Source organism: Bradyrhizobium sp. 1(2017), assembly GCF_011602485.2.
In the GTDB taxonomy this organism is placed as follows: domain Bacteria; phylum Pseudomonadota; class Alphaproteobacteria; order Rhizobiales; family Xanthobacteraceae; genus Bradyrhizobium.
In genome coordinates, this window is the sequence record NZ_CP050022.2 from 4,581,969 (window position 1) to 4,594,045 (window position 12,077).

The following is a 12,077-nucleotide window of genomic DNA, read 5'->3' on the forward strand; positions in this document are numbered from 1 at the left end:
TGCTTTGGCTGTGCCGGCGAACAGGGATGGGCGCAAGGTGATTGGTATCGGGCGACTAGGCTGGGACGCTTGGTCGCGAGCCCACGATTTGCCGACCAGGAACACAAGTCGGCTGAGACGGTTTTGCTTTTCTGACCTTTTGAAGGAGCTGCCGATGAGCCGCGGAATGCCCTCGATGACCGCCCTTCTGGCGATGCTGGCCATTGCCGGATATCAGAACCGGGATAAATTGGCTGAGCTGCTGAAAGGCGCGAGCGGCGGCACGTCCGCGGGCGGTCAACAGCCGCCTGGGGGCGTGCTCGGCAATCTCGGCGGCATGCTTGGCGCGGGCGGCATCGGCGGCCTGCTCAATGGCGGTATTGGCGAGCTCCTGGAGAGATTTAATCAGAATGGGCAGGGCGAGATCGCCGATTCATGGGTCAAGCCCGGGCCCAACAAGGATATCTCCTCGCCGCAGCTGAAAGAAGCGATCGGCAGCGACGTCCTGGAGAAGCTCGCACAGCAGACCGGGCTTTCCCAAGACGAGATCGTCGCACGGCTATCCCGCGAGCTTCCTTCCGCGATCGACAAATACACGCCGGATGGACGCCTGCCTGAGGCATAGCTGCAGCGGCTCAATTCAGAAGAGGCGTACACATGAGCCTTCTTTGGACCATCATCATCGGCTTTCTCGCCGGCGTGATCGCCAAGTTCATCATGCCGGGCGACAATGAACCTTCCGGGTTCATCCTGACGACCATCCTTGGCATCGTCGGCGCCTTCGTCGCCTCCTACCTCGGCCAAGCGTTGGGCTGGTATCGCCCTGGTGAAGGCGCGGGCCTGATCGGTGCCGTGGTCGGCGCGATCATCGTGTTGTTTGTCTACGGTTTCATCGCCGGCCGGCAACGCCGCGCGATCTAGATTGGCGCGGATCGCTACTCCCGCTCCAGGAAGCTCGAGCCGATCTCGGCCTTTCTTTTGATCGGGTCGTAATCGCAATAGACGCTGTCCGCCACCAGCGTGTAGCTGGCGTAGACGCTGTATTTGTCGGTCTTGACCGAATTCAGCCCGATCACCGAGGTGCTCTTGCCGCCGTTCCATTTGAACGGTGTCGAGCTCTTGGCCTGCTCGCAGGCCATCACGGCCTCGTTGAAGACATAGCCCTCGACGAACGCCTTCAAGGTGCGCACCTGGACCGCCATCTTCCATTCGACATAGCCGATGGCGCCGAGGCCGGCGACGATGAGCACCAGAAGCGCAATGACGATCCTCTGAAAAGTCATTCGGTCCCCCAAAACAATCGTCAGCAAAAAAGCTAGAAAGGCATTCCCATCATCTTCGACAGGCGCTCGATCGAAAGATAGCCGGCGTAGTAGGCGGCAAGGCCGATACCGAAGACGATGGCCGAGATGATCGTTGTCCAGATCAGCTTTCGTCCCATGCGGGTAAGGATGGGTGCGCCGGGGTCGGTGCCGGGCGCGCCGACGCCGTCCTCGTGCTGGCTGCGGACGCCGAACGGCAGCGTCACGAACAGCATGACCCACCACAGCACGAAATAGATCGCGAGCCAGGTTGAAATCTGGATGGCCATGGCGCGGCCTTATGCCTGCTCGATCTCGACGAGGGCGCCGGAGAAATCCTTGGGGTGCAGGAACAGCACCGGCTTGCCGTGGGCGCCGATCTTCGGCACGCCGTCGCCGAGCACCCGCGCTCCCTCCTTCACCAGCGTATCGCGCGAGGCGATGATGTCGACGACCTCGTAGCAGATATGGTGGATGCCGCCGTCGGCGTTGCGCTCGAGGAATTTTGCGATCGGCGAGGCTTCGCCGAGCGGCTCGATGAACTCGATCTTGGTGTTGGGCAGCGTCGCGAACACGGTGGTGACGCCGTGCTCGGGCAGCGGCACGGCTGCCGAAATCTCGGCCCCGAACGCCGCACCATAGATCTTCGCGGCCTTGACGGCGTCCTTGGTCGCGATCGCGACATGGTTGAGCCGGCCCAGCATCTTGTCTCTCCCCTTACACTGTCAGCACATGTACCAGACAGGGGGGCTTTTTACCCCAATGTTCGTTGATGACGGCACGGACAGCGCGTCGCACCGACTCCGCCAGAGCGTCCGGATCGCGGCGGCGCGCCCTGGGCAGCCCCTCGATGGTGGACGTCACGGCGTCGAAGACCAGATCGTCAAAGGCCTCGCCCGCCCTGTTCTTCTCGGGAATGCCGACGAGATCGACCTCGGGATCGTCGGCGAGCTCGCCCTGCTCCGTCATGGCCACGGCCACGAAGGCGCAGCCGGAAAAGGCCATGCGGCGGCGCTCGACCACCGCGCGGGATTTGGAATCCTCCAGGATCGTGCCGTCCTTGTAGAGACGGCCCGACGGCACCTCGCCGACGATGCCGGGGTCGCCGGGGCCGAGCTTGACGAGGTCGCCGTTGCGGCAGACCAGCACGCGCGGCACGCCCGCGGCGCGCGCGAGCTTTGCGTGCTCATTCAAGTGCAACGCCTCGCCGTGGACCGGGATCAGGAGCTGCGGCTTCACCCAGGAGATCAGATCGCGCAGCTCGTCGCGGCGGGGATGGCCGGAAACGTGGACCAGGTGGTCGCGGTCGGTGATCACCTCGACGCCCTGGAGCACGAGGTTGTTGATGATCGAGCCGACGGCCTTCTCGTTGCCGGGAATGGTGCGCGAGGAGAAGATGACGCTGTCGCCGCGATTGAGCGTGATCTCGGGATGGTCGTCATTGGCGATGCGCGCCAGCGCGGCGCGCGGCTCGCCCTGGCTGCCGGTGCACAGCGCCAGCACCTTGTCCTGCGGCAGGTGGCCGTAGACCTCGGGCGAGCGGAAGTTCTGCACGCCGTCGAGATAACCGCATTCGCGCGCGACCTGCACCACGCGCTCCATGGCGCGGCCGACCACGACGACCTCGCGGTCCGCGGCCTTCGCGGCCTCGGCCACGGCCTTGATCCGGGAGACGTTAGAGGCGAACGTCGTCACCGCGACGCGGCCCTTGGCTGATTTCACGAGATCGATGATGGTCCGGGCAACCTCGGCCTCCGACGGCGAGCGGCCGTCGCGCACGGCGTTGGTGGAATCGCCGATCAAGGCGAGCACGCCCTCCTCGCCGAGCTCACGCAGCCGCTTCTCGTCGGTCGGCGCGCCCAGCGTCGGGGTCGGGTCGATCTTCCAGTCGCCGGTGTGCAGCACCGTGCCGGCTTCGGTGTGGATCGCCAGCGCGTGCGCTTCCGGAATGGAGTGCGCAACGGGGATGAACTCGACGTTGAACGGGCCGACATCGATGCGGCCGCCGGACGGGATCACCGTAACAGGGATGTTGGGCGCATTGCGCTCGGCGGCGCATTTGGCCTCGAACAGCGCCGCGCTGAACTGGGTCGCATAGATCGGGCATTGCAGCTTCGGCCACAGATCGATGATCGCGCCGAAATGATCCTCATGGGCGTGGGTCAAGACCAGGCCCATCAGGTTCTTGCGTTCCTTCTCCAGGAAGGAGATGTCCGGCATGATCAGGTCGATGCCGGGCAGATGCTCCTCGTCGCCGAAGGAGACGCCGAGATCGACGGCGAGCCAGGCCCGCTGGTGGCGGTTGCCGAGGCCGTAGATCGACAGGTTCATGCCGATCTCGCCGACGCCGCCGAGCGGCGCAAACACCAGTTCGTCGGGCCTCGCCATCACGCAGCTCCCACGGAGGCGGCCGGACCGAAGAACACCTCGCCCGCTGCGACCGGCACAATCCGGCCTTCCGCGGTGCGGACGATCAGGCAGCCGGTGTCGTCGATGGTGTCAAAAACGCCTTCCAGTGTCATCGCACCCGTATGGATCGCAACGCGTTCACCGAGGCCGGCGGCGCGCTCCAGCCAGAGCTTGCGGATCTCGGCAAAGCCGCGGCCATTGTCCCAGATGCCGCGGAACTCGACCCAGGCATCCGAGAGCGCCGAGAACAGCTCTTCGGCGCTGATCTGGACGCCGAGCGTCGCGAGCGACACCGCGGGCGTCGGCGTGCCTTCCGGCGCGGCCACGACATTGGTGCCCATGCCCGCGACGACCGCGAGTCTGTCGCCGATGGCCTCGGCCTCGAGCGCGATGCCGACGAGCTTCTTGCCGCCGGCGAGCACGTCATTCGGCCATTTCAGCGCGTAGCGGGGGCGGCCCTCGCCGAGGCGCAACGCAGCCTCGAGGCTCACCCTCTCCAGTGCCGCCTCCTGCGCCAGCCCGGCGGCAAAGCCGAGGGTCGCCGCGACGGCCGGGGTGATATCCATGATCTCGAGGACACTCGCGGCGAGATTGCCCTTGGGCGCGATCCACGCCCGCTGGCGCCGGCCGCGCCCGGCGGTCTGCTCGGATGTGACGAACCACATCGGGCCGCGTTCGCCGCGCCTCGCGTGCTCGATCGCGTCGGTATTGGTCGAGCCGGTCCGATCGAAAGCCGCGAGCTTGTAGCCCGCGGCCTGTGCGCGAGGACCGAGCGCGAACCCCATCCTAGAACAGCGACTTTGCCGCGGCGGAGGCGACGCTCACCACGGGACCCGCGAACAGCGCGAACAGCAGGTTGAACAGGCCCGCGACCGCGAGCACCGTCCGCACCTCGATCCGGACAGGATCGACCTGACCGGCCGGCTCGTCGAAGTACATCGTCTTGACGATGGTGAGATAGTAATAGGCGCCAATGACGCTGGAGAGCACACCGATCACGGCGAGCGTGAACAGGTTCGCCTTGATGGCGGCGACGAAGACGTACCATTTGGCGAAGAAGCCGGCGAGCGGCGGAATGCCGGCGAGCGAGAACAGGAGCATCGCGAACATGAAGGCGAGCAGCGGATTGGTCCGCGACAGGCCTGCGAAATCGCTAATCTGCTCCACGGCCTGGCCGTTGCGCTTCATCGCAAGGATGATCGAGAACGAGCCGAGCGTCATCGCGACGTAGATGACGATGTACATCAAGACGCCCTGCGCGCCCTCGACCGTGCCGGAGGCGAGGCCGACGAGGGCAAAGCCCATGTGGCCGATCGAGGAGTACGCCATCAGGCGCTTGATGTTGGTCTGGCCGATCGCGGCGAAGGAGCCGAGCACCATCGAGGCGATCGCCACGAACACCAGGATCTGCTGCCACTGCGAGACGATGCCGGGGAATGCGGTCAGCGTGACGCGGGTGAAGACGGCGAGCGCGGCCACCTTCGGCGCCGAGGCGAAGAAAGCGGTGACCGGCGTCGGGGCGCCCTCATAGACGTCCGGCGTCCACATGTGGAACGGCACGGCCGAGACCTTGAAGCAGAGGCCGGCGAGCAGGAACACGAGGCCGAAGACCAGGCCAGTATTCGAGATCGTCGCGGCAGCGGCAATTCCGGTGAAGCTGACCGTGCCGGTGAAGCCATAGACCAGCGAGGAGCCGTAGAGCAGCATGCCCGAGGACAGCGCGCCGAGCACGAAATACTTCAGGCCGGCTTCGGTCGACTTGGCATTGTCGCGGTTCGAGGACGCCACGACGTAGAGCGCGAGCGACATCAACTCGAGGCCGAGATAGAGCGAGATCAGATCGCCGGCCGAGATCAGCACCATCATGCCGAGCGTCGAGAGCAGCACCAGGATGGCGTATTCGAAGATGCGGCGCGAGGGATCGGACAGGAATTCGGTCGACAGCACCAGCGTCACCGCCGAGCCGATCAGGGCCAGGATCTTCATGAAGCGGGCGAAGTCGTCGACGATGAAGCTGCCGCCGAAGGTCACCTGCTTGCCCGCGGGCTGCATGTAGACGAGCGCGCCGACCACGATCAGCAGCACGACCGCCAGCGAGGTGACGGTCCTGGTCGTCTCCTGCCCGCGATAGGCCCCCAGCATCAGCAGCGCCATGGCGCCGACCGCGAGCACGATCTCGGGCAGCACCGGCGCCAGTTGATAACCTGCAGTCTCAAAGCTCATGGCGATATCCTGACCTGCCCGCTCACTGGAGCAGTGCGGCGGCCTTCACGGCCGTCACAGCGGTGTTGTAATTATTGACGAGTTGCTGGACCGAGGCGGCCGACATATCGAGCACCGGCTTCGGATAGACGCCGAACAGGATCGTCAGCGCGATCAGCGGGAACAGCGTCACACATTCGCGCAAGGTGAGATCCTTCATGCTCGCCAGCGACGGCTTGACCAGCGCCCCGAACACGACCTTGCGATAGAGCCACAGCGCGTAAGCCGCCGACAGGATCACGCCGAAGGTCGCGAAGAACGCGGTCGGGATCGAGACCTTGAAGGTGCCGAGCAGCGTCATGAACTCGCCGACGAAGCCGCTCGTGCCGGGCAGACCGACATTGGCCATGGTGAAGACCATGAAGGTCAGCGCGTAGAGCGGCATTCGGTTGACGAGGCCGCCATAGGCCGCGATCTCGCGGGTGTGCAGGCGGTCGTAGACGACGCCGACGCAGAGGAACAGCGCGCCGGAGACGATGCCGTGCGAGATCATCTGGAACACACCGCCGGCGACGCCCTGCATGGTGCCGGCGAAGATGCCCATGGTGACGAAGCCCATATGCGCGACCGAGGAGTACGCGATCAGCTTCTTCATGTCCTCCTGCATCAAGGCCACCAGCGAGGTGTAGATGATGGCAATGGCCGAGAGCGTGAAGACCAGCGGCGCGAAGTCGTGCGAGGCCAGCGGGAACATCGGCAGCGAGAAGCGCAGGAAGCCGTAGCCGCCCATCTTCAGCAGGATCGCGGCCAGGACCACCGAGCCCGCGGTCGGCGCCTCGACGTGAGCGTCGGGCAGCCAGGTGTGCACCGGCCACATCGGCATCTTCACCGCAAACGAGGCGAAGAAGGCCAGCCACGCCCAGGTCTGCAGGGACCGCGGCACCGCGGTGTGCATCAAGGTCGGGATGTCCGTGGTGCCGCCGTTCCAGTACAGCGCCATGATGGCGAGCAGCATCAGGACCGAGCCGAGCAGCGTGTAGAGGAAGAACTTGAACGACGCATAGACCCGGCGCGGGCCGCCCCAGACGCCGATGATCAGGAACATCGGGATCAGGCCGCCCTCGAAGAACAGATAGAACAGCACGAGATCGAGCGCCGAGAAGGTGCCGATCATCAGCGTTTCCAGGATCAGGAACGCCATCATGTATTCGCGGACGCGGTTGGTGACCGCCTTCCAGCTCGCGATGATGCAGAACGGCATGATCGCGGTGGTCAGGATCACCAGCGGCAGCGAGATGCCGTCGACGCCCATGTGGTAGGTGATGCCGGTGGCGAGCCAGTTCGCCTTCTCCACGAACTGGAAGTCGGGGTTTGCGGGATCGAAGCGCATGACCAGGATCACCGACACCGCGAAGGTAATCAGCGTGGTCCAGAGCGCGATCCAGCGCGAATTGCGCTTGGCCGCCTCGTCATCGCCGCGGCTCAGATAGACGATCAGCGCACCGACCAGGGGCAGGAACGTCGTGACCGAAAGGATGGGCCAGGTTGTCATTTACTGGCCTCCAAAGCCGAACATGAACCAGGTGATCAGGCCGGCGGCGCCGATCAGCATGGCGAATGCGTAGTGGTAGAGATAGCCGGTCTGGATCTTCACGACGTTGCGGGTGACGTCCAGCACGCGGGCGGAGATGCCGTCGGGACCCAAGCCGTCGATGATGAAGCCGTCGCCCTTCTTCCAGAGCTGGTAGCCGACCCACTTCGCCGGACGGACGAAGATGAGGTCGTAGAGCTCGTCGAAGTACCATTTGTTGAGCAGGAACTGGTACAGCATCGGCTGCGTGTTCGCGAGCTCGACCGGCAGATACGGCCGGCGGATATAGAACAGGTACGACACCAGGAAGCCCAGCACCATCATCACCGTCGGCAGGAACGCGATGGTCTCGGGGATGTGGTGCATCTCCTCGATGATGTGCGGGTGCATCTTCACGGACTCGCGGAAGAACTCCTCGACACCGTGACCGGCGAACAGCTCCTTGAACGGGAAGCCGGCGACGATCGAGCCGACCGCGAGCACGCCGATCGGGATCAGGATCCAGAGCGGAGCCTCATGCGCGGCCTCGTAGTGGTGCTCGTCATGCGGCTCGCCGTGGAAGGTCTTGAAGATCAGGCGCCAGGAGTAGAACGAGGTCAGGCCGGCGGCGACGACGGTCATCAGGAAGCCGTACACCGCGAACGGATTGTGCGAGACGTAGGCGGACTCGATGATCGCGTCCTTGGAGAAGTAGCCGGCCGTGAGCGGGAAGCCGGTCAGCGCCAGGGTGCCGACCACCATCACCGCATAGGTGTAGGGGATCTTCTTCCAGAGGCCGCCCATGTTGCGGATGTCCTGCTCGTGGTGCATCGCGTAGATCACCGAGCCGGAACCCAAGAACAGCAGCGCCTTGAAGAAGGCGTGCGTGAACAAATGGAACATGCCGACCGAATAGGCACCTGCTCCCATCGCGACGAACATGTAGCCGAGCTGCGAACAGGTCGAATAGGCGACGATGCGCTTGATGTCGTTCTGGACGAGGCCGATGGTCGCCGCGAAGAAAGCGGTCGTCGCGCCGAAGAACATCACCACCGCCTGCGCGTTCGGGGCGAGCTCGAACAGCGGGGACAGGCGAGCCACCATGAAAACGCCGGCGGTGACCATGGTCGCGGCGTGGATCAGCGCCGAGACCGGGGTCGGGCCTTCCATCGCGTCGGGCAACCAGGTGTGCAGCAGGAACTGCGCCGACTTGCCCATCGCGCCCATGAACAGGAGCAGACAGGTCAGGGTCAGCGCGTCGGCGTGCCAGCCGAGGAAGTTGATGGTCTTGCCGGTCAGACCCGGGGCGGCATGGAAGATCGTCTCGAAATCGGTCGAGCCAACCAGCATGAAGATCGCAAAGATGCCGAGCGCAAAACCAAAGTCGCCGACGCGGTTGACCACGAAAGCCTTGATGGCGGCCGCGTTCGCCGACGGCTTCTGGTACCAGAAGCCGATCAGCAGGTAGCTGGCCAGACCCACGCCCTCCCAGCCGAAGAACAGCTGCACGAGGTTATCCGCGGTCACCAGCATCAGCATGGCGAAGGTGAACAGCGAGAGATAGCCGAAGAAGCGCGGCCGGTTCGGATCCTCGTCCATGTAGCCGATGGAATAGAGGTGCACGAGCGAAGACACGGTGGTCACCACCACCAGCATCACGGCGGTGAGCGTGTCGACGCGCAGCGTCCACCAGACCTGGAGGTCGCCGGAGAAGATCCAGGGCAGCAGCTGGATGCGGGCGTCGTGGTGCATGAAGCCGACATCGACCAGCGTCATCCAGGACAACGCCGCCGAGACGAACAGCAGCGCCGTCGTGATCAGCTCGGCGCCGCGTGAGCCCGCCGCCGGCGGCTCGGTCGGGCCATGGCCGTGGTCGTCATGACCGTGATCGCCGTGACCATGGTCGTCATGTCCATGAGAGCCGTGCGCCGCCGACGCATGCGCGTCGCCATGCCCGTGGTCGCCATGATGCTCGACCTCGTCGCCAGAGGGGTTACGGGCATGCGCGCCGAACAGCGCAATCAGGCCGGCCAGAATGGCGCCCAGCAGAGGCAGGAAAACGATTGCCTGAACCATTTGAGAGCTCAGCCCTTCATCAGATTGACGTCCTCAACCGCGATCGAACCGCGGTTGCGGAAATAGACCACCAGGATGGCGAGACCGATCGCGGCTTCGGCGGCCGCGACGGTGAGCACCAGCAGCGCGAAGACCTGACCGACGATGTCGCCGAGGAAGGTCGAGAACGCGACGAGGTTGATGTTGACCGAGAGCAGGATCAGCTCGATCGACATCAGGATGACGATGATGTTCTTGCGGTTCAGGAAGATGCCGAGGATGCCGAGCGTGAACAGGATCGCGCCGACCGCCAGATAATGTCCGAGCCCGATCGTCATTTCACCCACTCCGCCGCATCGGCATCCGAGAGCCCCTGCCCCGGCGCCACCTTGCGCATCGCCATTGCCATCTCGGGCGTGCGCGCGTTCTGAACGTTGATGTCCTGCCGCTTCACGCTCGCCTTGTGGCGCAGCGTCAGCACGATGGCGCCGATCATGGCAACCAGGAGCACCATGCCCGAGAGCTGGAAGTAGTGGATGTACTTCGTATAGAGCACGAGGCCGAGCGCCTCGGTGTTGCTGACGTTGGCCGGGATCGCCGCCGTGATCGTCTTGGAGACGCCGGGGTTGATGACCCAGAAGCCGACCGTGAGCAGCAGCTCGAACAGGAAGATGCCGCCGATCACGAGACCGACCGGCAGATACTCGATGAAGCCCTCGCGCAGCTCGAGGAAGTCGACGTCGAGCATCATGATCACGAACAGGAACAGCACCGCGACCGCGCCGACATAGACGACGATCAGGATCATCGCCAGGAATTCGGCGCCCATCAGCACGAACAGGCCGGAGGCGTTGACGAAGGCCAGGATCAGGTACAGCACGGAGTGCACGGGATTGCGCGAGACAATCACCATCACCGCCGAGGCGACGCAGATGCCGGCGAACAGATAGAAGAACAGCGCGGGAAGGATCATGCCCTCACCTCACCGGTACGGCGCGTCGAGCTCGATCGCTTTCGCGATCTCGCGTTCCCAGCGGTCGCCGTTGGCGAGCAGCTTGGCCTTGTCATAGAACAGTTCCTCGCGGGTCTCGGTCGCGAACTCGAAGTTCGGACCTTCGACGATGGCGTCGACCGGACAGGCCTCCTGGCAGAGGCCGCAATAGATGCACTTCACCATGTCGATGTCGTAGCGCACGGTGCGGCGGGTGCCGTCGTTGCGGCGCGGGCCGGCCTCGATGGTGATGGCCTGCGCCGGGCAGATCGCTTCGCACAGCTTGCAGGCGATGCAGCGCTCTTCACCGTTCGGATAGCGGCGCAGCGCGTGCTCGCCGCGGAAGCGCGGCGAGATCGGGCCCTTCTCGAACGGATAGTTCAGCGTCGGCTTCGGCTGGAAGAAATAGCGCATGGCGAGAAAGAACGCCGAGACGAATTCCGACAGCAGAAGCGAGCGTGCAGTGGCGTTGACGTTGATACCCATGACGGCCCTCACTTCGGCGCGATGCCGGCGAAATGCAGCACGCCGGCCACCACGATCACCATCGCCAGCGAGATCGGCAGGAACACCTTCCAGCCGAGACGCATCAGTTGATCGTAGCGGTAGCGCGGCACGATCGCCTTCGCCATCGCGAACAGGAAGAACATGAAGAACAGCTTCAGCGCGAACCAGATGATCCCCGGCACCCAGTTGAAGGGCGGCAGATCGACCGGCGGCAGCCAGCCCCCGAGGAACAGGATGGTCGCCATCGCGCACATCGTGACGATCGCGACATACTCGCCGAGCATGAACAGGAGGTACGGCGTCGAGCCGTATTCGACCATGAAACCGGCAACCAGCTCGGATTCCGCTTCGACGAGGTCGAAGGGCGGACGGTTGGTTTCCGCCAGCGCCGAGACGTAGAACACCACGAACATCGGGAACAGCGGCCAGACGTACCAGTTCAGGATGGTGAGCTGCGGCAGCCCGATCAGGCTGGCAAGGCCGCGCGCGTGCTGGGCCTCGACCACGGCGGACAGGTTCAGCGTGCCGGCGCAGAGCAGCACGGTGATGATGACGAAGCCGATCGAGACTTCGTAGGACACCATCTGCGCCGCCGAGCGCAGCGCGGCCAGGAACGGGTACTTCGAGTTCGACGACCAGCCCGCCATGATGATGCCGTAGATCGACAGCGACGAGATCGCGAAGATGAAGAGGATGCCGACATTGATGTCGGAGATAACCCAGCCGAGATTGGTCGGGATCACCGCCCAGGCGGCAAGCGCCAGCACGCACGACACCAGCGGCGCCAGCAGGAACACGCCCTTGTTGGCGCCGGCCGGGATGATCGGCTCCTTCAGCACGAATTTGAGCAGGTCCGCGAAGGATTGCAGCAGGCCCCAGGGTCCGACCACGTTCGGGCCGCGCCGGATCTGCACCGCCGCCCAGATCTTGCGATCGGCGAGCAGGATGTAGGCGATCGCGACCAGAAGGACGACGAGCACCAGGACGCTCTGCGCGACCATGATGATCAGCGGCCAGAGGAACCCGGTCCAGAATGCGCTTTCGAAGAATTCCATCAGATCAC

General features: G+C 64.4%; 14 protein-coding genes. 2 read left to right on the forward strand and 12 right to left on the reverse strand.

The window, feature by feature from the left end; genetic code table 11:
- Positions 1-154: 154 nt before the first annotated feature.
- On the forward strand, positions 155-604 hold the full coding sequence (locus HAP40_RS21700) for a YidB family protein (protein ID WP_166819411.1): 450 nt from the start codon (positions 155-157) through the stop codon (positions 602-604).
- Positions 605-636: 32 nt separating this feature from the next.
- Positions 637-900 (forward strand): GlsB/YeaQ/YmgE family stress response membrane protein, encoded by a 264-nt coding sequence (locus HAP40_RS21705; protein WP_166815791.1) that lies wholly within the window; start codon positions 637-639, stop codon positions 898-900.
- A gap of 14 nt (positions 901-914) precedes the next feature.
- Here HAP40_RS21705 and HAP40_RS21710 read toward each other — a convergent pair whose 3' ends face one another.
- The 12 genes from HAP40_RS21710 to nuoH are packed head-to-tail and all read right to left on the reverse strand — an operon-like array spanning position 915 to position 12,069.
- The gene (locus HAP40_RS21710; RefSeq protein ID WP_166815790.1) at positions 915-1,262 is read right to left on the reverse strand and encodes a hypothetical protein; all 348 of its coding nucleotides are present in this window, start codon (positions 1,260-1,262) and stop codon (positions 915-917) included.
- A 32-nt stretch (positions 1,263-1,294) separates the two neighbouring features.
- Positions 1,295-1,570, reverse strand: a complete 276-nt coding sequence (locus HAP40_RS21715; RefSeq protein WP_166815789.1) for a DUF1467 family protein — start codon at positions 1,568-1,570, stop codon at positions 1,295-1,297.
- A 9-nt stretch (positions 1,571-1,579) separates the two neighbouring features.
- Complete coding sequence (gene mce, locus HAP40_RS21720) at positions 1,580-1,984, reverse strand: methylmalonyl-CoA epimerase (RefSeq protein WP_166815788.1); 405 nt, start codon at positions 1,982-1,984, stop codon at positions 1,580-1,582.
- 13 nt (positions 1,985-1,997) lie between these two features.
- Complete coding sequence (locus HAP40_RS21725) at positions 1,998-3,668, reverse strand: ribonuclease J (protein WP_166815787.1); 1,671 nt, start codon at positions 3,666-3,668, stop codon at positions 1,998-2,000.
- The gene (locus tag HAP40_RS21730; protein ID WP_166815786.1) at positions 3,668-4,474 is read right to left on the reverse strand and encodes a biotin--[acetyl-CoA-carboxylase] ligase; all 807 of its coding nucleotides are present in this window, start codon (positions 4,472-4,474) and stop codon (positions 3,668-3,670) included. Before HAP40_RS21730 ends, HAP40_RS21725 begins: the two co-directional genes overlap by 1 nt.
- 1 nt (position 4,475) lies before the next feature.
- Complete coding sequence (gene nuoN, locus HAP40_RS21735) at positions 4,476-5,912, reverse strand: NADH-quinone oxidoreductase subunit NuoN (protein WP_166815785.1); 1,437 nt, start codon at positions 5,910-5,912, stop codon at positions 4,476-4,478.
- Between the two features lie 22 nt (positions 5,913-5,934).
- On the reverse strand, positions 5,935-7,443 hold the full coding sequence (locus HAP40_RS21740; RefSeq protein ID WP_166815784.1) for an NADH-quinone oxidoreductase subunit M: 1,509 nt from the start codon (positions 7,441-7,443) through the stop codon (positions 5,935-5,937).
- Positions 7,444-9,537: an NADH-quinone oxidoreductase subunit L gene (gene nuoL, locus HAP40_RS21745; RefSeq protein ID WP_166815783.1), complete on the reverse strand. Its 2,094-nt coding sequence runs from the start codon at positions 9,535-9,537 to the stop codon at positions 7,444-7,446.
- Positions 9,538-9,545: 8 nt separating this feature from the next.
- Positions 9,546-9,854, reverse strand: a complete 309-nt coding sequence (nuoK, locus tag HAP40_RS21750) for an NADH-quinone oxidoreductase subunit NuoK (protein ID WP_008547737.1) — start codon at positions 9,852-9,854, stop codon at positions 9,546-9,548.
- Positions 9,851-10,489, reverse strand: coding sequence for an NADH-quinone oxidoreductase subunit J (locus HAP40_RS21755; protein ID WP_166815782.1), 639 nt, complete (start codon positions 10,487-10,489; stop codon positions 9,851-9,853). Before HAP40_RS21755 ends, nuoK begins: the two co-directional genes overlap by 4 nt.
- A 9-nt stretch (positions 10,490-10,498) precedes the next feature.
- On the reverse strand, positions 10,499-10,993 hold the full coding sequence (gene nuoI / locus HAP40_RS21760; protein WP_014494864.1) for an NADH-quinone oxidoreductase subunit NuoI: 495 nt from the start codon (positions 10,991-10,993) through the stop codon (positions 10,499-10,501).
- 8 nt (positions 10,994-11,001) lie between these two features.
- Entirely contained in the window at positions 11,002-12,069 is a 1,068-nt protein-coding gene (gene nuoH / locus HAP40_RS21765; RefSeq protein WP_208024904.1) for an NADH-quinone oxidoreductase subunit NuoH, read from the reverse strand.
- Between the last annotated feature and the right edge of the window lie 8 nt (positions 12,070-12,077).

What these genes read in the sequence shown, in the direction of transcription:
- HAP40_RS21700 (WP_166819411.1), top strand. Translation starts at nt 155, where the DNA reads ATGAGCCGCGGAATGCCCTCGATGACCGCCCTTCTGGCGATGCTGGCC.
- HAP40_RS21705 (WP_166815791.1), top strand. Translation starts at nt 637, where the DNA reads ATGAGCCTTCTTTGGACCATCATCATCGGCTTTCTCGCCGGCGTGATC.
- HAP40_RS21710 (WP_166815790.1), bottom strand. Translation starts at nt 1,262, where the DNA reads ATGACTTTTCAGAGGATCGTCATTGCGCTTCTGGTGCTCATCGTCGCC.
- HAP40_RS21715 (WP_166815789.1), bottom strand. Translation starts at nt 1,570, where the DNA reads ATGGCCATCCAGATTTCAACCTGGCTCGCGATCTATTTCGTGCTGTGG.
- mce (WP_166815788.1), bottom strand. Translation starts at nt 1,984, where the DNA reads ATGCTGGGCCGGCTCAACCATGTCGCGATCGCGACCAAGGACGCCGTC.
- HAP40_RS21725 (WP_166815787.1), bottom strand. Translation starts at nt 3,668, where the DNA reads ATGGCGAGGCCCGACGAACTGGTGTTTGCGCCGCTCGGCGGCGTCGGC.
- HAP40_RS21730 (WP_166815786.1), bottom strand. Translation starts at nt 4,474, where the DNA reads ATGGGGTTCGCGCTCGGTCCTCGCGCACAGGCCGCGGGCTACAAGCTC.
- nuoN (WP_166815785.1), bottom strand. Translation starts at nt 5,912, where the DNA reads ATGAGCTTTGAGACTGCAGGTTATCAACTGGCGCCGGTGCTGCCCGAG.
- HAP40_RS21740 (WP_166815784.1), bottom strand. Translation starts at nt 7,443, where the DNA reads ATGACAACCTGGCCCATCCTTTCGGTCACGACGTTCCTGCCCCTGGTC.
- nuoL (WP_166815783.1), bottom strand. Translation starts at nt 9,537, where the DNA reads ATGGTTCAGGCAATCGTTTTCCTGCCTCTGCTGGGCGCCATTCTGGCC.
- nuoK (WP_008547737.1), bottom strand. Translation starts at nt 9,854, where the DNA reads ATGACGATCGGGCTCGGACATTATCTGGCGGTCGGCGCGATCCTGTTC.
- HAP40_RS21755 (WP_166815782.1), bottom strand. Translation starts at nt 10,489, where the DNA reads ATGATCCTTCCCGCGCTGTTCTTCTATCTGTTCGCCGGCATCTGCGTC.
- nuoI (WP_014494864.1), bottom strand. Translation starts at nt 10,993, where the DNA reads ATGGGTATCAACGTCAACGCCACTGCACGCTCGCTTCTGCTGTCGGAA.
- nuoH (WP_208024904.1), bottom strand. Translation starts at nt 12,069, where the DNA reads ATGGAATTCTTCGAAAGCGCATTCTGGACCGGGTTCCTCTGGCCGCTG.